We start from the raw sequence: 25,768 nt of genomic DNA on the forward strand, positions 1-25,768 counted from the left end.
GACGATCCTCTCTTATTGTTCTGTCAGGTTGCGCACGGAGACGCCGCCTTCGAGCCGCTTGAGTTGTGCGGTGTCGGTGATGCCGAAACCGATCTGGGTAACGGCCATGGCAGCGATCGCCGTGGCGGTGCGCAGTGTCGTGTGAGGCCCATCGCCACTGATCAGGCCATGAACCATGCCCGCCAGCAGTGAGTCGCCGGCACCGACGGTACTGGCGACAGTGACCTTGGGCGGCAGCGAGTGCAGCGCCAGATTCGGGCTGAACCAGTGCACACCTTCCGAGCCCTGGGAAATCACCACGTGCTCGATGCCTTGAGTGTGCAGACGCGCCGCCACTTCGGCCTGAGCGGCGATGGAGATGATCGGCGCGTCCAGCGCGTCGGCCAGTTCTTCCGTGTTGGGTTTGATCAGCCAAGGGCCTGCCGCCAGACCTGCGCGCAGAGCAAGACCGCTGCTGTCCAGCGCGACTTTAAGGCCCAGGTCCTTGAGCATCACCAAGAGTTTTTGCAGCCATTCAGGCGTCACACCACGCGGCAGACTGCCTGCAACGACCACCACATCAAAGTCCGAGGCAATCTGCTGCACGCGGGCGAACAGTGCCTGCTGCGCCTCTTCGCTGACCTGCGGGCCGGGACCGTTCAGGTCGGTGATACGACCGCTGCCTTCGGCCAGCTTGATATTGCTGCGGGTTTCGCCGGGCACGCGCACGAACTCGTCGACGAAGCCACGACGCTCGAATAGCGCTTCGAACGCCTGCTGGTTATCGACGCCCAGAAAACCGGCGACGGTCAGCTCATGCCCGAGGTCCGCCAATACCTGCGCCACGTTCAGGCCCTTGCCTGCGGCGTGGGTCAGCATCGCATTGCTGCGATTGACCTGGCCGAGCTCGATCTGGCCCAACTGCACCGTCAGGTCGAGCGCCGGGTTCATGGTCAGGGTAAGAATCTTCGCCATTACAAGGCCTCCACGAGCGCACGGACTTCAGCGGCGCTGCCCACTGTGAGCGCATTTTGCGCCAATTGCCGAGCGCTGCTCAGCGTCAGTTCACGAACACAGGCTTTGACCTCACCAATACTGCGCGCTGAAACGCTCAACTCGTCAACGCCAAGGCCGACCAGTACCGGCACCGCCAGCGGATCTGCCGCCAGTTCACCGCAAACGCCCACCCACTTGCCATTGGCATGCGCGGCGCGCACGGTCATGTCGATCAGTTGCAGCACCGAGGGGTGCAAACCATCGGCCTGGGCCGACAGGGTCGGGTGACCGCGGTCGATGGCCATGGTGTATTGAGTCAGGTCATTGGTGCCGATGCTGAAGAAATCGACTTCTCTGGCCAGTACCGGCGCGATCAGCGCGGCGGACGGCACTTCGATCATGATCCCCAGTTGCAGGTCGCTGACCGGAATTTCTTCGCGCAGACGCTGGGTCATGTCCCGCGCCTGACGCCATTCTTCAACAGTGCCGACCATCGGGAACATGATGCGTAGCGGCCCACTGTTGGCAGCTCGCAGCAAGGCACGAAGCTGGCTTTCCATGACGTCCGGACGCTGCAGGGTCAGACGGATGCCTCGCACGCCGAGGAACGGGTTCTCTTCCTTGTCGATGGGCCAGTACGGCAACGGCTTGTCACCGCCGACATCCAGCGTGCGCACCACCAGCGGACGTCCGCCCAGGTCTTCGAGCACGCGGCGGTATTCGGCTTCCTGTGTGGCTTCGTCCGGTGCCTGCGAGTGGGCCATGAACAGCAATTCGGTGCGCAGCAGGCCGACGCCTTCCGCACCCTGCTCCACCGCAGCCGGTGTGCCGGTGCTGTCGCCGATGTTGGCAAACACCTCAACCGCGTGACCGTCGCGAGTCACCGCAGGCTCCATGCGCAGCGCAGCGGCTTCCTTGAGGCGCTGCTCGCGGGCATCACGGTCCTGAATCGCACGCTGCAAGGTGGCTTCATCCGGCGCAACCGTCAGACGGCCACGCTGGCTGTCCAGCAGCAACACCGTACCCGGCTTGAGCAGCAGCACCTCTTCACCGGCACCGACCAGCGCGGGAATACCCAGCGCACGGGCAACGATGGCGCTGTGCGCAGTCGCGCCGCCGCGTGCGGTCAGAATGCCCGCGACTTGCGCCGGGTCCAGACGCGCCACGTCAGACGGGCCGACTTCGTCCATCACTAGAATGTAAGGTTCGTCCGGCGCGGCAATGGTTTCGACGCCGCAGATCTGTGCCAGCACACGACGACCGACATCGCGCAGGTCCGCCGCACGTTCGGCCAGCAACGCATCCTGTAGTTGTTCCTGCTGAACGGCAGCCGCTTCGATCACGCTCGCCCAGGCAGCGGCAGCGCTTTCGTCCTTGTTCAGGCGCAGCTCCACTTCGCTGGTTAGCTCCGGGTCATCAAGCATCTCCTGGTGGGTGATGAAGATTTCGCGGATGGCCTTGGACTTGCTGCGCTGGATCAGGTTTTCGATGTCACGGCGTACTTCGGCCAGCGCCTTATGCAGGCGCTCGCGCTCAGCGGCTACTGACTCGCCTTGCTGTGGGTATTCGAAAGCCTGCAACACTTGAACGTGCGCCGGACCCATTGCGATGCCGGGCGAGGCAGGAACAGCCTGCAGCACGCTGCCTGCGGTCGGTGCATTGACGGGCTTGGCAACGGCGGCGGCTACGGGCGCCGCCTGGGTTTCGGACACGACCGGAAGCGGCTCGACCTCTTCTCCCAGGCCCTGTTCCACGGCTGCGAGCAGCGCAGGCAGCGCATCGGAAGCGATGGTCGGCTCAGCGATGAATTCCAGCGTCTGACCACGGCGTGCGCCCAGGCTGAGCAACTTGCTCAAGCTCTTGGCCGACACGGCGGTGTCGCCGGTTTCCACGATGCGCACACGAATCTCGCCGTCGAACTCCTTGGCCAGTTGCGCGAGGATCTTCGCCGGACGCGCATGCAAACCATGGGCGTTGGCCAGCTTGATCTGTTCGGTTGGCCACTCGGCAGGCAATTCGCCGCCCAGGGCTTGCAACACCACACGACTGTTGGTGGCATGGCCCAATTCGTGGCCGCGACCTTCGATCAACAAAAGGCACAAGCGCTCAAGCAAGGCCTGATGGGCCTCACCGAGACTCGCCAGACAGAACAGGCCGGTCAGCGGCTGTCCCAAATAGCGAATCGGTTTGTCGGGGGTAACGAATGCAAGACCAGGACGCTTGACGGTCTGCTCGCTGTGCAGCCACCACAGGCCATCGCCCAGCGACAGGGCTTCGACCTGCTGCAGCACGGCGGCAAAACCGTTACTCACACAATCGGCCTTGCGCAGCAGGCGGGCACCGCGCCAGACCAGTTCTTCGAAATCGTCAGCCGAGACGCCCAGGCTGATCATTTGTGCGTCGAGCGCCAGCTCCTGAGGTGCGCCTTGCAGCAGTTTGAGCAGGTCTTCGGGCGTTTTGGCCTCACGCAGGGCCTGGCCGAGGTCTTCCTCGCCCAATGCGCGGGTCAGCAGTTGCAGCAGGCGCAAGTGCTCGTCGGACTTCGCCGCGATGCCGATGGCCAGATACACCATCTGGCCGTCGCCCCAGTCCACCCCTTCGGGGAACTGCATAAGGCGCACGCCGGTGGTGGAGACAAGGTCGCGGGTTTCAGGGGTGCCGTGAGGGATGGCGATGCCCTGACCGAGAAACGTGGAACCCTGTTGTTCGCGGTTCATCAACCCAGTGAGATAGCCTTCTGCAACCAGACCATCAGCGACCAGGTGGTCGGCAATCAATTCAAGTGCGGCATTTTTATCCACAGCCGACTGGGCCATGGATATTTGCTCCAGAGTGAGTTCGAGCATTGCCTTGACTCCTGTGCAGCGCCAAGGCGCCACCTGATTCTTGTTTTAATGACGATCTACGGGATCGACAGCTTGGGGGGATGAAGTGCTATCCATCGGACATCGCTTTCATCTCGATTGCAGCAGACAATGCGACTGCTGAAACGTTTAATCTACAATTGCCCGGCACGTTACTCGATTCTGTGGATTCATTGAAGCCCAGTCGGTCTGATCCTGTAGGAGAAGTCCCAAAATACTTGCAGTAGTTGGGGTTGTGCCACGGTCTCGTGTAAAGATGACCGTCATACAAAAAGTTTTCGACTGTCGTAAGCCACGCCAATAACAAAAGGAAATTTGCGGTGAAACTGAGCGATATTGCGCGTCTGGCAGGTGTTTCCGTCACCACGGCCAGTTACGTGATCAACGGCAAGGCTGAACAACAGCGCATCAGCCCCGCCACGGTCGAGCGAGTGCGGGCCGTGGTGGAAGAGCATGACTTCCGGCCCAACCCACAGGCAGCAGGCTTGCGCAGTCGGCACAGCAAGACGCTGGGTTTTATCCTGCCGGACCTGGAAAACCCCAGTTATGCACGCATTGCCAAGTTGCTGGAGCAAGGCGCCCGGGCGTTGGGCTATCAGTTGCTGATCGCCAGTTCCGATGATGATCCCGTCAGCGAGTTGCAACTGTTGCAGGTGTTTCGCGCACGCCGCTGCGATGCGTTGCTGGTCGCCAGTTGCCTGCCGCCCAGTGATGACAGCTACCGCGAGCTGCAGCTCAAAGGCCTGCCGATCATCGCCATCGACCGGGAAATGAACCCGGAGTTTTTCTGCTCGGTGGTCAGCGACGACCACGACGCCAGCCTGCAACTGACCCATAGTCTGCTGGAAACCAACCCGCGCCACATTGCCCTGCTCGGTGCCCGTCCGGAACTGAGCATCAGTCGCGCCCGTGCGGCAGGTTTCGAACATGCCCTCAATGGTTTCGCCGGAACCACTATCGTGGAGCATGGCGAAGCCTTCAGCAGACAGTGCGGCCAACGTCTGATGACTGAGCTGCTGCAGCGTCTCGGACATTTCCCCGACGCGCTCATCACCACTTCGTATGTATTGCTGCAGGGTGTTTTCGACGTTCTGCAAAGCCAGACGCTGAATTCGACTTCGCTGCATCTGGGGACTTTCGGTGACACGCAATTGCTGGACTTCCTGCCGCTGCCGGTCAATGCCATGGCCCAGCAGCATCAGAAAATTGCCGAGACCGCTCTGCAGTTGGCGCTCGCAGCCATCCAGAAAAACGAATATCAGCCCGGCGTGCATGCCATCGTGCGCACCTTCAAGCAACGCATTCACAAGGAATGAGCATGGCGCTGATCGACACCCACACCCACCTGGACTTCCCGGACTTCGATGCAGATCGCGCGCAGGTTCTGGACAGGTGTCGGTCGCTGGGCGTTCAGCGCATGGTGGTGCTCGGCGTCTATCAACGCAACTGGCAGCGACTGTGGGACCTGACCCTGGAAAATCCTGCGGTGCACGCAGCGTTCGGGCTGCACCCGGTCTACATCGATGAGCACGTGCCCGAGCATCTGACGGAATTGAGTGACTGGCTGACGCGCCTCAAAGGCCATCCGCAACTCTGTGCAGTAGGCGAGATCGGCCTGGACTACTACGTCGAGGGTCTGGACAAGGCGCGCCAGCAGCAGGTCTTCGATGCGCAGTTGGAGCTCGCAGCGGAATTCGATCTACCTGCGTTGCTGCATGTGAGGCGCAGCCACGCCGACGTGATCGCCACACTCAAACGCCACAAGCTCAAACGAAGCGGCGTCATCCATGCCTTCGCGGGCAGCCGGGAAGAAGCGCGGGAATACATCAAACTGGGGTTCAAGCTGGGTCTCGGTGGCGCAGCAACCTGGCCTCAGGCATTGCGCATGCACCGCGTCATAGGCGAACTGCCGCTGGACAGCGTGGTGCTGGAAACAGACTCACCGGACATGGCGCCTGCCATGTACCCCAACCAGCGCAACAGTCCCGAGCACTTGCCCGACATCTGCAACGCGCTGGCGGCGTTGATGAACGTCAGCCCGGAGCAGTTGGCACAGGCCAGTACGCGCAACGCGCATGACCTGTTCGGCTGGCCGCTTTAAGACAGGATCAGACCAACAGCGTCCACAGTGCAAAGCCCGCGTACCAGACGATGGCTGCACGGATCAGCAACTCCCAGAGCATGTCGAGACTGTTCACCCCTTCGGCACCCAGCACCGGCGACGGCACTTCACTGGCCGCGCATCCGATACGCGTAATGAGCTGCGCTGCGCTGATGTTCCAGTTGAGCAACTCGTGCAGCATCAGACGGCTGACTGCCACGAAATTACCCACCAGAGCGAAGCTGGCCGCCAGCAGCCTGACCGGCACCCAGTCGAACGCATGACGCAGTTGCGCGGCCCGCTCAACCAGCGCCGGGGTCGTACCGTGTTCGGCAGCCAGTGCCAGCAGCCGGTACGCCAACGCCGCCACCGGGCCCAACAGGAAATACCAGAAGATGACCGCGAAGAAACTCTGATGCGCCTGCCAGAGCATGTAGCTCTGCACGCCCTGCAGCAGTTGCTGGCTGTCATCGGCCTGCACGCCCATGTCCCGCTCGGCGACATGCACGGCCGCCTGAGCGTCGCCGCGCCGGCAGGCATCACGAAACGGTCCCAACGCAGCAATCAGATCGCCGCGTCCCAGGCTGTAGATCAGCACCAGCAGGTGAATCGGCAGGGCCAGCCAGCCGTAGGCCACCGAGCCCACGATGGTCAGCACCAGTTGCAGCACGATAACCGGCAACAGCACCAACAGCGCCAGGATCAGCCAGGGTCGCGACGTGGTCCGCGGGCCCGATTCAAGTCGCGCCAGCTGCTTCAGAAAAGGACCATCACGCTGCACGCGCTGACGCAGCGCAGAAAACTTCTCTACCAGAACGGCCAGCAGTAACACCAGAAAACTCATTGTTCGTCCCTCACTTCAATCCTGCAAAGCCGCTTGAAATCTGCCCCAGTCAAAACAGGGCCCCGGATCGGTCTTGCGTCCCGGCGCGATATCACTGTGGCCACAAATACGCTCAGGGGTGATGGCGGTATAGGCCCGCCGCAGCTGACGTGTCAGCTCGATCAACGCAGCGTACTGCGCATCGGTGAAGGGCTGATCATCGGTTCCTTCCAGCTCGATCCCGATGGAAAAATCATTGCAGCCTTCACGCCCCTGAAAACTGGAAACACCTGCGTGCCACGCCCTATCAACGCAAGAGACGAACTGAATCACGTCGCCATCACGTTCAATCAGAAAATGCGCTGAAACCGTCAGATGGGCAATGCCTTCGAAGTAAGGATGCTCGGTGGTGTCCAACTGATTCTGAAAGAAAGCCTGGACCTTACCGGTCTTGAACTGGGCGGGTGGGAGGCTGATGTTGTGGATCACCAGCAACGAGATTTCGCCTTCGGGACGCGAATTGAAGTTGGGCGAGGGGCAGTGCTCAACACCCTGGCACCAGCCACTGGCGCAATCGAGCTGCATGAAAGCTCCTTGAGCAGACACATGAATGACGTCCAGTATGCCCGCGATGGAAATGGATGTGGGGATTGAACAGCAGCGTGTGCCGTAAGAAATGGCTGTTTGGCGTGAAGCGCAAAACCTGCGAAGAGACACTGTGCCTGCATGGGGCAGACACCGTCACAAGAATCAGGCGCCTTTCTTGAGTTTGCGCAGGTTGCTGATCACCGACTCCAGCGCTCGATCAAACAGCAGTGCGTCGTCCAGAACACGGACAGCGCCGCGACGGAACTCGACGGCCAGCCCCATACGGGTCTTCTCCAGCACCTTCATGCCGGTACGATTGACGAACACATAACGCCCGCTTGGCTCGACAATCGCGGTCAGTTTGCAGCGCAGCTTGTGCTCTTCGTCTTCCTGGATCTCGACCCAGCAACCGACGCGCAACGTGTCCACCATGCGCAGACCGGCATCATCGTCGGGCAACTGGACGGCGGGTTCGGCGAGGCCTGCTTCTTCGGGCGAGATCAGGACAATTTCTTCCATGACCTCCATCATGCTCGGCCCCTCGGAGACCGATACGGAAGGCGAGTCGATCTGAACGTCAGCGTCCTGCAAGCGGGAGAAATGCTGGAATGCCTTTACATGCAGCGATTCCAGCTGGCTGAAGAACTCGCTGGTGGCAAACGGATCGAAAGCCGCACTGGTCAGCCCGTCACGCAGTGCCTTGAGCAAGCCAGGCACCAGATCCAGCAGTTGCTGGCGTGCCTCTGGGTCGTCGTGCAGCTCGACGCTCCAGATCAGCTCATCCATGGTCGCCAGTCCGGCCTGCCATTCGGCCGAGCCGTCACCGTGCTTGAGGCAGGTCAGCAGCAGCACTTTGCTCCAGGCTTCCTGAAGCAGACGTACCACAGCCTCAGGCAGGGTCTTGCCCAGCAGGCGCTGATTCAGCTCCTGCTGCACGCGCTGACGCGCCAGCTCCGCCCTGGCCCGCCCTTCCTCGGCATCGCGGGTGCGCTGCTCGAGCAGTTCGCTACGGCGACGCTCATCACTGGTAAACGCGAGAAAGTCAGCCAGCAACTCGGAAAAGATAGCCGTGTCGTCGACGAAGTCGTTGAGCAGGCGCTGAACAATCTGCTCGACCCGCAGGTAGAGCGAATCGCGCTGATAATCGTCACGTCCACCCCAACCGAGCGCCGCGGTGGCAATCTCGTTGAGCAGACGACGGGCAGGATGGCTGCCACGACTGAAGAAGCTCTTGTCGAGCACTGCCACCTTGAGCATCGGAATCTGCAGGCGTCCGATCAGCGCACGCAGGGACGGCGGCAGGTTTCGATCATCGAGGATGAATTCGAACAGCATCGCGATCAGGTTGATCACGTCCTCATCACCCGAGCCCACGCTGCGGGATTTGCCACTCCTGACACTGACCCGTGTCAGCAGTTGCTCAAGCTGGTTACGCAGATCGAACTCGTCGGTGGTTTCCTGGGACGGCACGTACTGCTGCAAATGGGAAAGCAGGCGCAGCAGGTCCTTGCTGGAGATCGGCCTTGCATCATTATCATCATCGAGCTTGTGACGTGGCGCCAGGCTGCCGCGAACCTGCAGCAGCAATTCCTGCAAGGCCGAAAAGACCTCATGCACGCCCTTGTCGAGTTTGTCGGCGGCCTGCGCCAGAGCGGGATCGGACAGCTCCGCAGCCACCGACCTTGCTGCCGGGCGATCCGAAGAGCGACGCGCAGGCAGGGCCTTCATGTCCGGCAGGATGCCCGTGGCGATCAGCAACTGGTTGGCCTCGCCGTACAGGTGGTCAGTGTTGCTCAGCACGTACCGCTCGAACAGCTTGAGGATGATCAGCTTGACCTTGATCTCGACACCCAGATTGCGCGCAGCCTCAAGAAAGAGCCGGCACAGAATCGCCGGGCCAACCGGGTTTGTTTCATCGGTGACAGGCTGAGTCAACAACACATTGAGACGTGCCGTGAGCTGACCGAGGGCGAGACTGTCGCGGCTCATGACCTTGGCGACCATGGCATCCACCGCTACGGTCTTTTCCAGGTCGTCGTTCTGAACCAGCGCCAGCTTGTCGAAAGAGACCGCTGCAGGAAGGACAGGCTCGGTGATCCGGTATTGACCAAGAGACAGGAACGACTCGTAAAACTTGTCGAGAAAGCCACGCTCTATGCTTTTGCGCTTGAGACGAAGGTCGCGCATCGCTTCGAAAAAGATGCTCTGCTCGGTGTTGCTTCTGGCGCGGTCGGCCATCTCGAAAAGTGTGTCGTCAGCATTGTCGAACAGCGCCTGCAGCGCTTCCTTGAGTTGCTGTGCGGCCTTGTCACGCACCTGCAACAACACCACAGGCAACCGAGCCAGAGGTGCATTCGCCCCCAGCGCAGATGACATTTTGCTCAACGGCACTACTTTCTCGTCGTTCGGCATTACACCCTCTACAGGAAACGACCTGAACCTCGAACAGACCTCGATCTGGAAAAGATTCCCATGGCAAGGCGCTACGTCAAACCTCTGACGTCAAATACTGGTCGGATTATGTTTCAAACCTGTATCCAACGCCAGCAGTCTCTTTCGCCCATAAACCGGCGAAGCACCTGAACCGCTATGCGTGGGTAGACCGCGTGTTTTGCGTTACATCGCAAAGCTTTTTACAAAACCGACCAACAGCATGTCTCGACAGGCAGACATCGCGCCTGGCACGGGTGGGTTACACGAGAGCCGTGGCTTATACTCGTTCGACTTTGTGAGTGGAGCCCGCTATGCCGAATTTACGCCTTGCCGCCCTGACCGCCGAAATCGAAGCCAATGTGCGTCGCGCATTGCTTGAGGACGTCGGCAGCGGCGACATCACCGCCCAACTGATCCCGGCAGAGCGACTGGCCAAGGCCACGATCATCTCGCGTGATGCTGCCGTGATTGCCGGGACTGCCTGGGTCGATGCGGTCTTCCGTCAACTGGACCCACGCGTCGCAGTGCATTGGCAGGTCAGCGACGGCGACCGCGTCAGCCCCGATCAGGCACTGTTTCATCTGGAAGGCCCGGCACGCTCGCTGCTGACCGGCGAGCGCAGTGCGCTTAACTTTCTGCAGTTGCTGTCAGGCGTCGCCACCCGGGCGCAGTACTTTGCCGACATGGTATCGGGCACCCAGGTCAAGCTGCTCGATACGCGCAAGACCCTGCCCGGCCTGCGTCTGGCGCAGAAATATGCAGTCACCTGTGGCGGCTGCCATAACCACCGCATCGGTCTTTACGATGCGTTCCTGATCAAGGAAAACCACATCGCAGCCTGTGGCGGCATTGCCCAGTCCATTGAAGCGGCCCACAAAATTGCTCCGGGCAAGCCGGTGGAAGTCGAGGTGGAAAGCCTGGCCGAACTCAGACAGGCGCTGGATGCCGGAGCCGACATCATCATGCTTGATGAACTGAGTCTGGAGGACATGCGCGAAGCAGTCCGACTGAACGCTGGCCGCGCCAAACTCGAAGCCAGCGGCGGCATCAACGACGATACGCTGCGGGTCATTGCCGAGACCGGGGTGGACTACATTTCCATCGGTGCGATGACCAAGGATGTAAAAGCCGTGGACCTGTCCATGCGCCTGAGCATCTGACAACCTGCGCTGACGACTTCTCATCACTCATCAGGCCGGAAGGAGCAAACGCCTTGGAAGACTGGTATGTCATGAACGCGGGCAAGCAACTCGGCCCGCTGGATTCAGCCGCCGCACGGCTCATCGCTCGCGAATCACCCGGCGCCTGGTGCTGGAAGCCAGGCATGGCGGACTGGAAGCCCATCTATCAGGTCGCCGAAGTACGCGCCATGAAGAAGGATGGCGTCACGCCGTTCCCCGATCCGACACCAGACATGATCCAGCCAAAGCCTTCGGCGCTGCCTGCACAGGCACCGCCCTCCAGCGTCTCAGCACCGTCACAGGGTGGAGCGGCGCTGAAGCGTCCGTCCGTCACCCCCGATCCGAATGCCTCGGGCGGTTACGGCTCGGGGAGTGCAACCGATGGCGTGGACTTCAAGCTGTACGGCACGGAAACCCAGTTCGTCGAACTGGAACTCGATCGCGGGGAAAGCGCCGTCGCCGAAGCCGGGGCACTGATGTACAAGACCTGCGACGTGCAGATGGAAACCATCTTTGGCGACGGCAGCAACCAGTCATCAGGGCTGCTGGGGTCGCTGTTCGGCGCAGGCAAACGCATGCTGACCGGCGAAAGCCTGTTCACCACGGTCTTCTCGCAACAAGGCTCCGGCAAGGGCCGCGTCGCGTTCGCCGCGCCCTACCCCGGTACGATTCTGCCGCTGAACCTGGGCGATTTCGGCGGCAAGCTGATATGTCAGAAAGACAGCTTTCTGGCCGGTGCCAAGGGCGTCTCCATCGGCATCCAGTTTCAGAAGAAAATCCTCACCGGCCTGTTTGGCGGCGAAGGTTTTGTGCTGCAAAAGCTTGAAGGCGACGGCTGGGTGTTCGTGCACATGGGTGGCACCGTGCGCAAGATCGAACTGGCGGCCGGTGAAGGACTGGATGTGGACACCGGCTGCCTGGCGGCCATGACCCAGACGGTCGATTACGACATCCGCATGGTGGGCGGCGGCATCAAATCGATGCTGTTCGGCGGCGAAGGCATGTTCTTCGCCAGACTCACCGGCCCCGGCACCGTGTGGCTGCAAAGCCTGCCATTCTCGCGTCTGGCCGGGCGCATGCTGGCAGCCGGCCCTGCAGGCGTGGGCAGAAGCGAACGATAACCTCGAACCTGTCATCAAGGGCGCATGGGCGCCCTCATCGCCAAGGAAGAAACATGCTTATCTCACAAGGTCAACGCATCCCTCTTTCCACACTGATTCAAGGCACCGACCTCACGCTGTCCATCGCGATCAAGTCCGCCCATGTCATCGACTACGTGTGTTTCGGGGTCGATGCCAACGGCAAGCTGTCGGATGACCGCTACATGATTTTCTTCAATCAACCCGCCAGCCCCTGCAACAGCGTCAGGCAGGTGAATGGCGGCGACTTTCAGCTCGCATTGTCCAGCCTGCCCGCCTCCATCGACCGTCTGGTGTTTACCGCCTCCATCGATGGTGCTGGTGCCATGAGCGACATTCAGGCCAGTCAGTTCAGCATCAGGGAAAACGGCACCGAGGTCGCCCGCTGCGAATTTTCCGGTGCGACCTTTGCTGCCGAGAAGGCGATCATGGTTGCGGACATCTACCGCAAGAACGGCGAGTGGCGCATCGCGTCGAACCTGCAGGGCTACAACGCCGGGCTCGACGCGCTGGTGGTGCATTTCGGAGGCGAGGTTGCTGACGCGCGCGCGCCTGCGCCCGCCGCACCCGCGAAAATTTCTCTGGAAAAGAAGATCGCCGCAGCGGCACCTCAACTGGTGAGCCTTGCCAAAAAAGCGCAGGTCAGCCTGGAAAAAGCCAACCTGACCGACACCAGGGCGCGAGTCGGTCTGGTGCTGGATGCATCGGGCTCCATGAACCCTCAATACACCCGTGGCCACGTTCAGGAAGTGGTAGACCGGTTGATCCCGCTCGCCGTGCACTTCGATGACGACGGCGCGCTGGACTGCTGGGCGTTCGGCGCCAAACCCCAGCAGCTCTCGGCCGTCACGCTGGCCAACTTCAAGGACTTCATCAAGACCGATCACGGCGGGTGGAAGAATTGGGAATTGGGCGCTCGCGTCAACGATGAGCCCAAGGCAATGCGCAAGGTCATCGACTACTACAAGCAGTCGGGTGACAAGACACCTGTCTATATTCTGTTCATCAGTGACGGTGGCGTGCATCAGGATCGCGAGATCAGCAAACTGATGGTCGAAGCCGCCAGACTGCCGATCTTCTGGCAATTCGTGGGCCTTGGCGGACGCGGCTACGGGATTCTGGAGAAGCTGGACGACATGGACGGTCGAGTGGTCGACAACTGCAACTTCTTCGCTCTCGACAGACTGGACGAAGTGCCGGAAGAAAAGCTGTACGACTTGCTGATGGAAGAATTCCCGGACTGGCTCAAGGCAGCCAAGGGCGCAGGGATTCTGTAACACCTGACAGCGCGCCAATAAAAAACCCCCGCCATCGCTGGCGGGGGTTTTTATTGGGCGCGATGTTCGGGTTTAGCCGATCGACACACCGTGTGCTTCTGCCAGCGACTTGAGACCGCCTGCGAAGCCTTGGCCGATGGCCTTGAACTTGAACTCATCACCGTTGCGATACAGCTCGCCGAAGATCATCGCCGTTTCGGTCGATGCGTCTTCCGACAGGTCGTAACGAGCGATTTCCTTGCCGTCAGCCTTGTTCAGAACGCGGATGTAAGCGTTCTGGACCTGACCGAAATTCTGCTTGCGCTCGTCAGCCGAGTGGATGGTCACGGCGAACACCAGCTTCTTCACGGTGGCAGCCAGGCCAGTCAGTTTGACTACAGCAGACTCGTCGTCGCCTTCGCCAGCGCCGGAGCGGTTGTCGCCCAGGTGCTCGACAGAACCGTCGGCAGACTTCTTGTTGTTGTAGAAAATGAAGCCGCTTTCGTCCAGAACCTTACCGTTTTCACCGACGATGAAAATGGAAGCGTCCAGGTCGAACTCAGTACCGTCGGTAACACGTGGATCCCAGCCCAGGCCCACGGTCACTTCTGTCAGACCAGGAGCTTCCTTGGACAGGGAAACGTTACCGCCTTTACTCAGACTTACAGCCATGTTCTTGATCCTTTTCTAAAAGAATGGAGGGACGAATCAGAAGTTCATGCCATACGAATTGGCGACGGCCTTGAGGCCACCTGCGTAGCCTTGGCCAATCGCACGGAATTTCCATTCGCCAGCGTTGCGGTAGAGCTCGGCGAAAACCATTGCCGTCTCGGTCGACGCATCTTCAGCCAGGTCGTAGCGAACGACTTCGGCGGAACTCTTTTCATTCACCACGCGGATGAACGAACCGCCTACCTGGCCGAAGTTCTGCTTGCGGGCATCGGCTTCATGAATGGTCACAACGAAAACGATCTTATCGACATCGGCAGGTACACGCGTCAGGTCGACCTTGACCACCTCGTCATCGCCGTCGCCGGCGCCAGTGCGGTTATCACCGGCGTGCTCGACTGACCCGTCGGCGCTTTTGAGCTGGTTGTAGAAAATGAAGTCAGCTTCACTGCGGACCTTGCCATTGGCGCCCAACAGGAATGCGCTGGCGTCCAGGTCAAAGTCCTGGCCGTCAGTGGCACGCGGATCCCAGCCCAGACCGATGAGAACATTGGTCAGCGTAGGGTCGGTTTTCGACAGCGAAAGGTTGCCACCTTTTTGCAGAGTCAAAGCCATGATTCGGTTATCTCCTATATCCAGTGTTTTTACGCTTTTTCTTCAGCCGGCTCTTCTTTACCCGGGAACAGCAGGCTGGCGACGATACCAATGACCAGAACAACCACGACAACCAACAGGCTCGCGTTGGCACTGATCTCGTAACCGTGATGGAAAATGTGGTTGGTTGCGTTCAGACCCAGCTTCAGGGCGATGAAGAACAACAGTGCAATAACTGCTTTCTCCAGGTGCACCAGGTAGCGCTTGAGGGCTTCCAGTACGAAGTACAGGGTACGCAGACCAAGGATCGCGAACAGCATCGCCGAGAACACGATCAGAGGCTCACGGCTGACGGCGATGATGGCCGGCACGGAGTCGAACGCGAACAGTACGTCGGAGATTTCAGCCACGACCAGACACAGGAACAGCGGCGTTGCGAACAGGGCACCCTTGGCAGCCAGGGTAATACCGGCGTTCTCAGGCTTCTTGACCTCTTCCTCCAGCACCGAGCGGCGAACGAAGAAGTTGCTGCCGTGCAGCTTTGGCCATACCGGGAACAGCTTCTTGGCGAAGCGGTAAGCCATGTGCTGGGAGTAGTCGATTTCTTCGTCATCGTCATCACCGGCACGCAGCATCATGATGGCGGTCCAGGCAACGATGATCGCGAATACCACTTCTACCCACGGGCCCAGAGCCAGCAGGCCGGTACCGATGGCGACGAAGATGCCGCGGAAGACGATGGCACCGATGATGCCCCAGTACAGAACACGGTGGCGCAGGCCGTCCGGGATCTTGAACCAGGTGAACAGGGCCATGAACACGAACAGGTTGTCGACGCTCAGTACTTTTTCCAGCGCGTAGCCGGTGACGAACAGCGTTGCGACTTCAGAGCCGTGCTGAACATACAGAAAACCGGCAAAAGCCAGCGAAATGGCAACCCAGAAAACCGACCAGGCAGAGGCCTGAGCAAGTGTGATCGGCTTGTTCCCGCGGTGGGAAAACATGTCGATGGCCATGGCCGTAATGGCCAGACCAATGAACACGGCCATCGTGAGTGGAGGGAAGCCTAGAGAGGTGCTTTCCATTTAACTGCGTTCCTTAGGGTAAAAAATTACAGGTCGAAATCGGACGGGTTCAGGCCAAGCTCACGACAGATCGTGCGGCAGACTTCCCGCTCTTTCTCGTCGAAGCTGCCATCTGCACCACCGATGGCACAGCAGACACGCACCAGCAGACGGGCGGCATCTTCTTTCTTCTTGATCTTGCCGATGGTTTTCAGCGCTTCGGCGCGACCGATTTCAAAGTCGAATTCAAACTTGGAGCACGCTTCCTGAAAGCCCTGGATAACGTCCTTCATGTCGAAAACTTTCAGTTCCTGAGAGTTCTGGATGAAGCCCGCCATCTTCTGCTTTTCGCTGGAACTGATATCGCCATCGGCGGCAGATACCAGAGCGCAACCGGAGACCACGGCATCCATGAATTCACGGTTCTTGAATTTCGAGACTTCGGTGGCCAGTTTGTCACGAGCCGCTGTTGCGTTTGTTTTCAACCAGTCCAGCATGTCCATCTCCTGTGAAGCGGCACGGCCAGCTTCAGAAATATCAGAATGTTGTTTACTTGGAACCGGCAGCCCAGCGCATGCCCCAGCCGTAGGCCCTGTCCATGTTGCTGTGACCGTTGTGGAAATCCACACGACGCGTCACCTTGACAGCACCGTTGTCATTTTCCAGCAAGGCGATCGCACACATACCCTGACGACCACCTTCTTCATTGAGGCGGACCTCGATGGGCGGCTGGCCCGGGGCGTGGATAGTGACAACTCCGTCGGTCTCTTTCCAGTTTGGCGCGCCTTCATAGATGAACGCGTAAACCAGAATCCGGCGAATCTTGCTCCAGTGAGCGCCGTTGATGTGCAACCACTCGCCATCGCTGACAGAGCCGGTGCGGTCGTCACCCATCAACTTGATGAAGGGCTCGGTGTTGAGCGAACCAAATGAATTGCCCAGCGCCTGAACGGCACCTTTGAGGCCGTCCTGCAATTCGAACAGGCAGCCTACATCAAGGTCGATGGCATTGCTCTTCTTCATCGAGAAGAAGCCGCTGCTCTTGGCCTCGCTGCGACGGTTCCAGTTCAGGTTGACGCGGATCTCGCCAAACCCGGCACTGGTCTTTTCCAGACTGACCGAGGCGCGCGTCTTGTCCAGCGTGATCTTGCTCAGGCTCACCGTCGACTTGACCGGCGGCGGCGCTGCAGGTGCAGGTGCAGGTGCAGGTGCAGGCTGATCCTGAGGGGCAGCGACTTCAACACCAAAGTTTTTTGCCAGCGGCTCAAGACCGCCTGCAAAACCCTGCGCCACACAGCGGAATTTCCAGGCCCCCTGCCGCAGATAGAACTCGCCCAGAATCAGCGCGGTTTCTTTCATGCCACTGGTGGGAATGTCCGATTCGATACCGCCGGTGATGGTCAACGCCAGACGCGAAACGCTGTCGAAGCTGGCCTTGTTCTCATAAATGGTCGCGGTCAGGGCGACTTTCTCGATAACCGGGTCCAGACGACTCGGATCAAGGGTGAAGACCGCTCGGCCAGCCGACGTTTCCGTCAACTGGACCGCGCCGCCGTTCACGCTTTTCTGGCCGTAGAAGCACATGTCCTGATCGCCACGGACCTTGCCTGAACTGGTCAACAGGAACGCAGACACATCAATGTCCGCGCCCGCCAACGGGGAGTAGCTGACATCCACCGTCAGGTGCCCGGCAGCTACCGGCGCATTGGCGCCTGGGACAAGTTGGGTCATGCGCGTACGGCTCCGATGGCCAGATCGACCAGATCGTCAGCGGTACGACCATTGGTGGCCTGGCCCACGGCGGTGAAATCCCAGCCGCTTGGTGTACGCGACAGGTAAGACATCACGACGCCAGTGTGCTGACCCTTTTCGGACAGGTCGAAGCGGCCCAGTTCATTACGCGTGCCCAGATCGACAATGCGGCAGTAAGCGTTGGCGACTTTCTCGAAGTTCTGTCCAGTGAAGGAGTTGACCGTGAAGACCAGATATTTCACGGTGGCGGGCAGCTTCTCAAGATCGACACTGATGGTTTCATCGTCGCCCGCGCCTTCACCGGTGCGGTTGTCGCCGGAGTGCTGAATGGCACCATCACGCGATTGCAACTGACGGAACCAGACCAGATCAAGCGGCTTCTTGTCGGCATCGAGCATGATGCAGGAGGCGTCCAGATCGATGTCGCCACCGCCGCCGCCCAACAGCTTGCCGAAGAATCCACTGGCCTTTTCCGGGTCCCATCCCAGGCCCATGCTGACTTTCTTGAGGCCTGTACCAGCGGTTTTCTCAAGTGAGATCGTCTGGTTTTTCGCCAAAGTGAGTGCCATTTTTCGCTCCATGTGAACTACGGAAGTCGGATAAAAGTGTTACAGCCTTACCGTGTTGGCCCATCTTTGCCATCAGGATTGTGTAACTTGGCGTTAATGGGCCCCTTGTAACGTCCTTTTCGCCACGTCGGATGGAAGTGGCGCCAGTGTGCATCCTGCGCCGCAGCGAGCAATTCGTGGTCACCTCGCGTGTCGCCCCAGGCGCGCAGGCGGAATTTGTTGAGCGGTCCGTAGACACTTTCCAATCGCGCAACCTTGGAATCGCAGCGGCAGTTGCTGCCTTCGATCAAACCGGTCAGTTTGCCGTCGATCACTTCAAGGTTGGTTCCGATAAGCTCGACTTTCAGCCGATCGGCGAACGGTTGCAGGACCATAGCAGGCGAAGCTGAACAAAGCGTGACAATCGCGCCCTTCTCCAGCTCGGCCGCAATCGACTCCAACGCGGCCGGACGCATCAGGCGTTTCCAGTAGAGTTCGCAGAACGCCTCGGCTTTCTGCTGGAGCCACTGCGCTTCGACGCCGGTCAGGAACGCCTTGATCAGACGGCCCTTGAGCTCGTCGCGCGTCACGCGTTTGGTCAGGTAACCGATGCTGGGCAATACCAGTCTGGCCATGCGCACGGAAAACGCGCGCTGCCCAAATGCGAATTTGAGAAAAGGAACGAAGCTGTCGTGTCGGGTAATGGTCCCGTCAAAGTCGAACACCGCCAGCAGGCGCTGTTCCACTTCGATTTCAAGGTCAGGTTCTATCATCTAGCTAACTGCCTCAGCGAGTCGAATGCTGGCATCCATGATCGAAGCGGGTGCGGGTAACACTCCATGCCATTTGGCGCGCTCCATGATGTGGGTCGCCCATTTGTAATGGGTCGCCGGTTCACACATCGCGTCGTTGTACTTGAACACGGCCGGCGCGACGGAGTTCAAAATCATCCGGGCCGAATTCATGTCTTCCAAGCTGACGCGAAGTGCATTCTGAATGATATTGACCTGCGATGGGTGAATTGCGGTCTTGCCGACCAGACCATTGGCAATATCCAGGGTCAACTCCTGCTGCAGGATGTCGGGCGTGGCCAGTTGTTCGAACACGGGAGCGGTAAGCGCGAACCCTTGCGAACCCATCACACCGGCCAACATTGGAATGACATACCCCATCGGCGTTCCGTACAGGGTCATCGCGGGGTTGCGGCGCAGCCCCAGGCAACCCATCAGGTCGTTGCCGCCGATGCGCAAAGCAATGATCCGCTCGTCCAGATTGGCTTTCAAGGCCTGACCCAGTTCGACCATTGCCGTCGGGTTGAACACCTCCGGCGTCTCCAGGGTCGGCATCAGTGCCAGCGCCGGATTGGTCACGGCCTGCTCCCAACTGCTCAGGGTTTTCAGCGAAAGCTTGGGCACGACGAAGCCGTCCACATGAGCCATCAGCGGCCAGTCATTGAGGATCCTCGCCATCGCTGCGTCGCGCGGACGAACGAACAACAACGGACCATTGGCCGGACGGCCACCGCGATCCTGGATGCGGGTGAGGACCTGACGAAGGTTGACCAGCGCCGTCTCGATGTCGATCAGCGCAACGGCGTCCTCCAGGCAAACGACCAGCGAGCGCAGTTCTGGCAGCTTTTCAGCGAACACCACATCCAGAATGTCGTCGCGGGTGGCGGGCATGTACAACGTGGCCCCCAGTGCATAAGGCGAGAATAAGGCCATTAGCTCAGACTCCGGATGATGGTTACCGCCCTGTAGGGCCCAAGGGCACTGCCGACCTGCTCGACAGGGATACCCGCTTTCTCGGTCAGGTGCATGAGCAACTGCACGTCGCTGTCGGAGGTGTCGCGGACCAGCACGTGGTCCGGCACACGGCGCATGACCGCACGCGTTGCTTCGGCAATGCCCGGTTTCACGCGGTTCAGGTTGCTGATTTCGAAACGTTCGGCCAGACGCTGGACGACCTCGGACGCAGCCGATTTGAGCTCAAGTTGTTGCTCGGCCGTCCATGGTGTCACCATGAAAGTAGAACCCTGACACCGCCGATGGTTCTCGATCTGTTCGATGAACGACCGGGTGACGTCATGAGCCCGCAACTGATCGTAGACCACGCAGCCATGCAGCCCGCCTTCTGTCGGCCAGATCGAGCGCGACACCAGCCCGGAAACCGTTGCCCCCAGAATGCCGGACGGGATCACCCAGTCCTCACTGGACGCCGCCAGCCAGGCGCTGCCGCAAGGATCGGCCAGCACCACAAGGCGCGGCTGCTCAGGAAACCGGACATCACCTGCCAGACTGCGTTTGATCTCGCCGGAAATCGCGCCCTTGCCGGTCCAGCCGTCAACAAAGAAGATATTCTGAGCGCCATGGGCCTTGATGATGGCTTCGAGCGCCACGGTGTCGATACCGCGGTCACGAATGATACTGATGCCGTAGTGATGCGCTTCACGCCCCAAATCAATCAAGGCACGACGCAACAGCACGCCGAGCGGTAGACCAGCGCGCACGAACGACACCAGAACAATCTCGGGTCCCCGGCATTCAAGGTCCAGCGCCTGCGCCAGGGATTGAACGTCTGTGGCCATACGAGCGCCATTCTGCGCCAGCGTGCGCTCGAACAAGGCCTTGTGCGCTTCACTCGGGGCCGCTTCTTCGCTGATCATTTCCGAGTAGTGTTTTTGCTGCGTCTGAATCAGACGCTCTTTTTCCTGCACATCCGTCGTCTGCATCTCGACGCGACGCAGCAGGAAATGCACATCGTTTTCCAGGTAACTGCCGCTCCCCACGGTATCCAGCCCGTGAACCGGATTACTCATGCGCAGCCCCGACAAACATCCTGGCCAGCTGACTGCGGGCGGGCGTGGCCCACCAATGGCACTCGTCCATGAAACCCAGGTCGGTAATGCTGTCGCCAAAACCCAGCACCGGGCGTTCGCCATTCACCGCCTTGTCGCGACGCAGCCATTCCTGGACCGCGTAGCGCTTGGCCAGACCGTTGGGCAGAAACGCAAGATTGTTGCCGTTGCCATGCACGTGCATGTCGTCGAGCAGGCCGCGCGCCTGCACCTCAGCCAGTACTCGAGTCAGAATGCTGTCGTCGTTTTCATTGTGCTTGGTGACCACGTAATGAAACAGCCGGGCTTCTTCCACGACCCAGCCGCGCAGTGACACACCCATGTCCTGACCGATGGCAAGCGTGGCGGCCGACAATTCATGAAGACGCGTCTGATAGGCAGCGAGCGTCTGTTTCATCTGCTCGTGCCAGTCCTTGTCGACGCGCCCCACCACGTCAAGCATGACGCCGCCGTGCGAGCAGATGGCCCCTGCGGTAAACGGCAGCTTGACCCGGCTGTACGCCTCGACGCTGCGCGCCGTCACCGGCACCACATCGGAGTGCGCCAGCAACCAGTGGGCAAACGACTTCTGCACGTTGGTCATGTAGCCGTTGGCATTACCGCTGATGTCGAGCGTGGCGACATGCTTTTCGATATCGGCAGGGGTTTTGCGGGCGGTCTGGAACAGCGTGTCGTCCAGATCGACGAAGATCAACGGGCGGACATCATTCATCGCAGATAACCTCGGCATTCAACGCGTCAATCAGCTCGGCAGGTACGGCCTGGCTCGGCGTTTCGGTGCAGATCAGCACCCGATCAAACTGTCCGGGACGCACGTTGTAGAGAAAGTTGGGGATGCCCAGCCCGTAATTGTCAGAGAACGACAGCGCGTGATCGATGGCATGCCCCAGCGCAATCGGCGAACGGCTGGTCGAGCTGAAATGCACGTCGGCTCCGGCTTTTTCCAGACGCTCGGCCAACAGAAACGGCCGCCAGACAAACTCGCTGGTGCCCACCACCAGAACCCGTTCACCCTTGGCAACCTGAATGTTCGGGGCCAGCGTGTCGTCCACCGACAGCACGCCCAATCGACCCCAGTCATTGGCTGTGACCAGCGGCCAGTCGCCCATGGCGACGGTGCCGACTTCAGGCATCTCAGGCATGGGCGCGCTCAGGTCTTCATCGAACGAGTAGGAACCCTGCAACAGCGAGACCTGCTCGGCCACTGCGCCCATCGAGGTGCTGACCGCGCCTGCCGACCAATCGGTCAATACACAGGTCACGACACGTTCGAGCTTGTCGAGCCCGGCATCGACCAGCGCGCGGTGAAGGTTGATAAAGGTCTTGCCGGTGGACGCCTCGTCATCGACCAGCACCAGCGAACGGGCATTGAGCATCATGTCGCGCAGCGCAGGGTCAGTCGGCAGGTGAATCAGGTGAGCGCTGGCGTGGCTGTGTTCTTCCTCGAAGCGCGCGAACAGGTCGGTGCCTGTCGGGTGACGCGTGCTGACCAGATACAACGCATCCGCACGCGTGGCACTGTAGGCACGATGTACACCGGCACCCAGACCGACAGCGGTTTCGGCCATGCCGATAACCAGCACCGGGCCCGGCAGATCAGCGGGAATTTTGTACGCCAGGTCTTGAAAGCTTTTGAGCATCAGGCTCGGGCGAACCGGTATGTGCCGCCCAAGCACTCGCGAAACGAACAGGAAGGCACGTTTGGGATTACGGCGTTCAGCAAAGCCGAACAATGAGTCCGGAGCAATCGTGGACGCATTGACGCTCACGTTGAGGGAGCCCCGGAGCAGATCAGCACGAAGCCTGACGGGTGTGGAAGAAGCTGCGCTGCTGTCCATCGATAATTCCTGATTAGCGGGGTCGCAACCCCTGGCGCCTGCATGTCGAAAACGGCTTCTGAAGAGACCTTCCGACGTCACTCGCGTGAGGCTTCGACAAGCCACAGCGATGACTGGGCAGCACGCGTGATTTCTGTAGTGGTGTAGGTCCTTTCCGATCTGGCGTGCGGCGCATCGATGCGGCACGCCTGCAGAAAGGACAGAAGCAGTGCGGACTTGACCGCGAAGTTCATGTTTTGCCCGTCCGGCACCGTGGACGTCACCATCCCGATGACCGCCCCGCCGCTGTCGAACAGCGGGCTGCCACTGGAGCCGGGTTGAATGGGCGCTGTGAACTGGAACAGGCTGGCGTCGCTGTGCAGACCGAATAGCCCGGATATGCCACCTTGCGTCACCTGCAAACCGCCGCCGGAAATGGAGGCCAGTGGATAACCCAGCACCACGACGTTATCACCTGGCTCACAGCCAGGACCGTCGCGAAACGTAACCGCAGATAACGGCGAGGCTCCCTGCACGCGCAGCAAAGCGATGTCATTACGCCGATCGATCACCACCGGTTCGGCCTTGTAACGGCCTTCCAGCGAGTTGATATAGAAGACGTTCATGTCTTCGATGACGTGCGCACAGGTCATCACATGCGCAGGCCCTACGACGAAGGCTGTTCCGGTCGCCGATTGATGATGCGAGCCGCCGCCGTTCGGAGCGCCCGCCGGACGCCGGGGATGACGATCATCGACCTCCAGCCCGATCTTGCGCCCGAAAGCAGACAACCCATACGCCGAGCCTTCGCTCAACGCACGAAACTTCCATTGTTCGTTACGCTTGTAGAACTCGCCGATGATGATCGCCGCTTCGCCGTTGTCGCGCAGGTCGATGCGATGCTCGATCTCGCCGTCCACCTGCAGATGCAGGCTGCCGATCTCGCGAACCGGCCCGGTGGCCGAGAACACGTACACCATCAGCAGCACTCGATCACTGCCGGCCGGGAGGCGATCCAGCTTCAGCGTACAGCCCACGTTCTGCGGGCCGCCGCTCCACTCCATCCAGTTCTGTTCCTGATGCAGCAGCGCAGGATCGCCCTTGGGCTGTCGCTTCTCATCGACAGCGAGCAGAGCGACTGCGGCATATTCGCCAAAAACCGAAGATCGGCCACTCTCCAGATTCCAGGTGCAGAGGGGATTTGCTAAAGCGGTATTTGCACCTGGCGCCAAAACCTTCATGCCCGATCCTCCCTGATAAGAGCGATTAGTAATAGCAAAAATCTATTGTGCGGATCATACAGTGGCCCGCACGGCAACGGTGATGGCCTTGACCCGAATATCGTCGAGCCAATGTGTTTCCGGTTCTTTCAAGCCCAGACGCCGCGTGGCGAAAATACCCGGCAAATTAATGCCGGTTTCGCGCGTATAACCAATTCCGCCCGAATAGCGCGGATTAATTTCCAGCAAGCGCGGCTTGCCGTCGGCATCGTCGCGGGTCTGCACGTTGATCAGGCCGTCACAGGCAAAATGCTCTGCGGCGCGGACCGCCAGACGAACCGCCTCGCTGTCGCGCTCGAAGGTCTGGTTCAGGCCCAGCTTGCGCCGCCCGACAAAGGCCACCGCCTTGCCCTGCTCGCAGACCATGTCCACCGAACACTCGTTGCCGGGCATATAAGGCATCAGCAACATCGGCGGGCGGTCTTCGGACTGGCGATAGGCATTCAGGTACGCGCTGAAGGTCGTCTCACGGGCATCGGGATTGGCGAAGCAACGAAAGTCGTCGACGCCTTCCTTGAAACGCCAGAAGCCCTGACCATAAATCCCGACCGTAGGCTTGATACACACCTCGCCCGAATCGGCCAGTGCGTCATAGGCGGCCTGTAATTCCTGGGCATTGCTCGCCAGGATGCCCGGGATGCAGGCCAGACCTGCCGCCTCGGCCGCTGCCGTGAAACGGTTCTTGTCGTCGACATCCTGAAAGGTCTTCAGCGACGTTCCGCCGGTGACGAGGTCCAAGCCTTCAGCGACAAAGCGCTCACGTTGTTCTTCGTAACGGCTGCCGACGCGCCCGGCGACGATCACCTTGACGCCGAGTGTGCGGGCCGTCTCGATGACCCAGTCGATGCGCTCGTCGTTGTCAGTCGGTTCCTGCAGGGCCACATCGGCCTGCCCGGTAATCTCCGACCTCAACTGGCGATGGGATGCGACAATCTGCACCGAAGCAGGCAAGGCATCGCGAGCGCCCATGATCACTTCACGCTGGCTGGACTGCCCTTCAAGGAACCAAATCATGTAAATCTCCAAAGGACAGGTCCGCCTCAAACGGCCTTGTCGAATTTTGTAATAACTGTTTTGCTTCGAAATGTTCGGATTAAGGCAAAGTCACGCAATTTTAAACAGAGGACGCTGGTATGAAGTGGCTTAAAAGGTCGATTTGGCTTGTGGTATTTGTAGCATTAGGGATCGGCGCATTAAGCCTCTATTACGTCCTGCCGCGCCATGATGTCGTGATGATCACCGGTGTGGAAGTCAAAAGAATGGACGCCGACGGTGTTATCAACGCCGAAAACCCGGCCGACGGCCCGACCCGCGACGTGTACTTCATCAACACCGAGCACCCGGACAACAAGAACGTCGTGGTCTACCGCAACGAAGACACCGGCTGGAGCTTCCCGTGGTACTTCAAGTTCGACTCTGCCGACATCCAGGCCAAGGCCCAGGGCTACTCGCGTGACTCCCAGCAACTGGCGCTCATCCGCTACTACGGCTGGCGCATCCAGATCCTCTCGATGTTCCCCAACGTGACGCAGATCGAAGCCGTCACCACCCGTGACGAGCCGTTCCCGGTGTTCAACGCGATCTTCTTTGGTGTGCTGATTGTGCTGCTGGTGCTGATCGTCGTCGTGATCCGCCGCCGCTTTCGCAGGCCGACTCAGCCGCGGGTGGATCAAGTCGTGAGGTAAGGCAGAGGCTGCCCTGAAACGAAAAAATCCCGATCAGTGATGATCGGGATTTTTCGTTTCTGGTGCCGAAAACAGGAATCGAACCTGCGACCTTCGCGTTACGAGTGCGCTGCTCTACCGGGCTGAGCTATTTCGGCTTGCG

Annotated in this window: 24 protein-coding genes and 1 tRNA gene; 6 read left to right on the plus strand and 19 right to left on the minus strand. The window is 59.9% G+C overall.

The window, feature by feature from the left end:
- Positions 1 to 12: 12 nt before the first annotated feature.
- Positions 13 to 954 (minus strand): 1-phosphofructokinase, encoded by a 942-nt coding sequence (gene pfkB / locus AC0IXS_RS09725; RefSeq protein ID WP_025996022.1) that lies wholly within the window; start codon positions 952 to 954, stop codon positions 13 to 15.
- Positions 954 to 3,821 (minus strand): phosphoenolpyruvate--protein phosphotransferase, encoded by a 2,868-nt coding sequence (gene ptsP / locus AC0IXS_RS09730; protein ID WP_122669080.1) that lies wholly within the window; start codon positions 3,819 to 3,821, stop codon positions 954 to 956. Before ptsP ends, pfkB begins: the two co-directional genes overlap by 1 nt.
- 338 nt (positions 3,822 to 4,159) lie before the next feature.
- Between ptsP and cra the strand changes: the two genes are divergently transcribed.
- Both cra and AC0IXS_RS09740 read left to right on the plus strand, forming a co-directional pair.
- Positions 4,160 to 5,155: a catabolite repressor/activator gene (gene cra, locus AC0IXS_RS09735; RefSeq protein ID WP_004887498.1), complete on the plus strand. Its 996-nt coding sequence runs from the start codon at positions 4,160 to 4,162 to the stop codon at positions 5,153 to 5,155.
- Entirely contained in the window at positions 5,152 to 5,940 is a 789-nt protein-coding gene (locus AC0IXS_RS09740; protein WP_163033575.1) for a TatD family hydrolase, read from the plus strand. Before cra ends, AC0IXS_RS09740 begins: the two co-directional genes overlap by 4 nt.
- 7 nt (positions 5,941 to 5,947) lie before the next feature.
- Here the strand turns inward: AC0IXS_RS09740 and ampE are convergent, their stop codons facing one another.
- From ampE to AC0IXS_RS09755, 3 genes are all read right to left on the minus strand, one after another.
- The gene (gene ampE, locus AC0IXS_RS09745; protein ID WP_069145050.1) at positions 5,948 to 6,784 is read right to left on the minus strand and encodes a regulatory signaling modulator protein AmpE; all 837 of its coding nucleotides are present in this window, start codon (positions 6,782 to 6,784) and stop codon (positions 5,948 to 5,950) included.
- A gap of 15 nt (positions 6,785 to 6,799) precedes the next feature.
- A complete protein-coding gene (ampD, locus tag AC0IXS_RS09750) occupies positions 6,800 to 7,348 on the minus strand; it encodes a 1,6-anhydro-N-acetylmuramyl-L-alanine amidase AmpD (protein WP_471824474.1) in 549 nt (182 codons plus the stop codon).
- 165 nt (positions 7,349 to 7,513) lie between these two features.
- Positions 7,514 to 9,763, minus strand: a complete 2,250-nt coding sequence (locus AC0IXS_RS09755; protein ID WP_449125394.1) for a DUF1631 domain-containing protein — start codon at positions 9,761 to 9,763, stop codon at positions 7,514 to 7,516.
- Between the two features lie 332 nt (positions 9,764 to 10,095).
- Between AC0IXS_RS09755 and nadC the strand changes: the two genes are divergently transcribed.
- From nadC to AC0IXS_RS09770, 3 genes are read left to right on the plus strand one after another with little or no spacing between them, the layout of a single operon-like run.
- Positions 10,096 to 10,944 carry a carboxylating nicotinate-nucleotide diphosphorylase gene (gene nadC, locus AC0IXS_RS09760; protein ID WP_004887488.1) on the plus strand — a complete coding sequence of 283 codons (849 nt, stop codon included), beginning with the start codon at positions 10,096 to 10,098 and terminating at the stop codon, positions 10,942 to 10,944.
- Between the two features lie 53 nt (positions 10,945 to 10,997).
- Positions 10,998 to 12,086: an AIM24 family protein gene (locus AC0IXS_RS09765; RefSeq protein ID WP_163033574.1), complete on the plus strand. Its 1,089-nt coding sequence runs from the start codon at positions 10,998 to 11,000 to the stop codon at positions 12,084 to 12,086.
- A 53-nt stretch (positions 12,087 to 12,139) separates the two neighbouring features.
- Complete coding sequence (locus tag AC0IXS_RS09770) at positions 12,140 to 13,381, plus strand: VWA domain-containing protein (RefSeq protein WP_471824476.1); 1,242 nt, start codon at positions 12,140 to 12,142, stop codon at positions 13,379 to 13,381.
- 72 nt (positions 13,382 to 13,453) lie between these two features.
- On the opposite strand, the gene AC0IXS_RS09775 is transcribed toward AC0IXS_RS09770, so the two are convergent.
- From AC0IXS_RS09775 to AC0IXS_RS09835, 13 genes are all read right to left on the minus strand, one after another.
- Positions 13,454 to 14,032 carry a TerD family protein gene (locus tag AC0IXS_RS09775; protein ID WP_088234587.1) on the minus strand — a complete coding sequence of 193 codons (579 nt, stop codon included), beginning with the start codon at positions 14,030 to 14,032 and terminating at the stop codon, positions 13,454 to 13,456.
- A 36-nt stretch (positions 14,033 to 14,068) separates the two neighbouring features.
- Positions 14,069 to 14,644 (minus strand): TerD family protein, encoded by a 576-nt coding sequence (locus tag AC0IXS_RS09780; RefSeq protein ID WP_057408581.1) that lies wholly within the window; start codon positions 14,642 to 14,644, stop codon positions 14,069 to 14,071.
- A gap of 29 nt (positions 14,645 to 14,673) precedes the next feature.
- Positions 14,674 to 15,708 carry a TerC/Alx family metal homeostasis membrane protein gene (locus AC0IXS_RS09785; protein WP_004887478.1) on the minus strand — a complete coding sequence of 345 codons (1,035 nt, stop codon included), beginning with the start codon at positions 15,706 to 15,708 and terminating at the stop codon, positions 14,674 to 14,676.
- Between the two features lie 26 nt (positions 15,709 to 15,734).
- Positions 15,735 to 16,184: a tellurite resistance TerB family protein gene (locus AC0IXS_RS09790; RefSeq protein WP_004887475.1), complete on the minus strand. Its 450-nt coding sequence runs from the start codon at positions 16,182 to 16,184 to the stop codon at positions 15,735 to 15,737.
- Positions 16,185 to 16,236: 52 nt separating this feature from the next.
- Complete coding sequence (locus tag AC0IXS_RS09795; protein WP_471824479.1) at positions 16,237 to 17,418, minus strand: TerD family protein; 1,182 nt, start codon at positions 17,416 to 17,418, stop codon at positions 16,237 to 16,239.
- The gene (locus AC0IXS_RS09800) at positions 17,415 to 18,008 is read right to left on the minus strand and encodes a TerD family protein (RefSeq protein WP_004887472.1); all 594 of its coding nucleotides are present in this window, start codon (positions 18,006 to 18,008) and stop codon (positions 17,415 to 17,417) included. Before AC0IXS_RS09800 ends, AC0IXS_RS09795 begins: the two co-directional genes overlap by 4 nt.
- A gap of 47 nt (positions 18,009 to 18,055) precedes the next feature.
- Positions 18,056 to 18,760 (minus strand): HAD family hydrolase, encoded by a 705-nt coding sequence (locus AC0IXS_RS09805; RefSeq protein WP_004887470.1) that lies wholly within the window; start codon positions 18,758 to 18,760, stop codon positions 18,056 to 18,058.
- Entirely contained in the window at positions 18,761 to 19,711 is a 951-nt protein-coding gene (locus tag AC0IXS_RS09810) for an HpcH/HpaI aldolase/citrate lyase family protein (protein WP_122413195.1), read from the minus strand.
- A complete protein-coding gene (locus AC0IXS_RS09815; protein ID WP_122689228.1) occupies positions 19,711 to 20,805 on the minus strand; it encodes a cysteine protease StiP family protein in 1,095 nt (364 codons plus the stop codon). Before AC0IXS_RS09815 ends, AC0IXS_RS09810 begins: the two co-directional genes overlap by 1 nt.
- Complete coding sequence (locus AC0IXS_RS09820; protein WP_025996010.1) at positions 20,798 to 21,556, minus strand: HAD family hydrolase; 759 nt, start codon at positions 21,554 to 21,556, stop codon at positions 20,798 to 20,800. Before AC0IXS_RS09820 ends, AC0IXS_RS09815 begins: the two co-directional genes overlap by 8 nt.
- The gene (locus AC0IXS_RS09825; RefSeq protein WP_217665942.1) at positions 21,549 to 22,682 is read right to left on the minus strand and encodes a phosphoribosyltransferase domain-containing protein; all 1,134 of its coding nucleotides are present in this window, start codon (positions 22,680 to 22,682) and stop codon (positions 21,549 to 21,551) included. Before AC0IXS_RS09825 ends, AC0IXS_RS09820 begins: the two co-directional genes overlap by 8 nt.
- 77 nt (positions 22,683 to 22,759) lie before the next feature.
- A complete protein-coding gene (locus tag AC0IXS_RS09830) occupies positions 22,760 to 23,902 on the minus strand; it encodes a trypsin-like peptidase domain-containing protein (protein ID WP_471824483.1) in 1,143 nt (380 codons plus the stop codon).
- Between the two features lie 54 nt (positions 23,903 to 23,956).
- Complete coding sequence (locus AC0IXS_RS09835) at positions 23,957 to 24,955, minus strand: ATP-grasp domain-containing protein (protein ID WP_122531899.1); 999 nt, start codon at positions 24,953 to 24,955, stop codon at positions 23,957 to 23,959.
- A 119-nt stretch (positions 24,956 to 25,074) separates the two neighbouring features.
- Between AC0IXS_RS09835 and AC0IXS_RS09840 the strand changes: the two genes are divergently transcribed.
- Complete coding sequence (locus AC0IXS_RS09840; RefSeq protein WP_057409991.1) at positions 25,075 to 25,626, plus strand: DUF1523 family protein; 552 nt, start codon at positions 25,075 to 25,077, stop codon at positions 25,624 to 25,626.
- A 60-nt stretch (positions 25,627 to 25,686) separates the two neighbouring features.
- On the opposite strand, the gene AC0IXS_RS09845 is transcribed toward AC0IXS_RS09840, so the two are convergent.
- A tRNA-Thr gene (locus tag AC0IXS_RS09845) sits at positions 25,687 to 25,763 on the minus strand.
- Positions 25,764 to 25,768: the final 5 nt, after the last annotated feature.

The sequence above is a fragment of the Pseudomonas sp. AC016 genome (genome assembly GCF_979253365.1).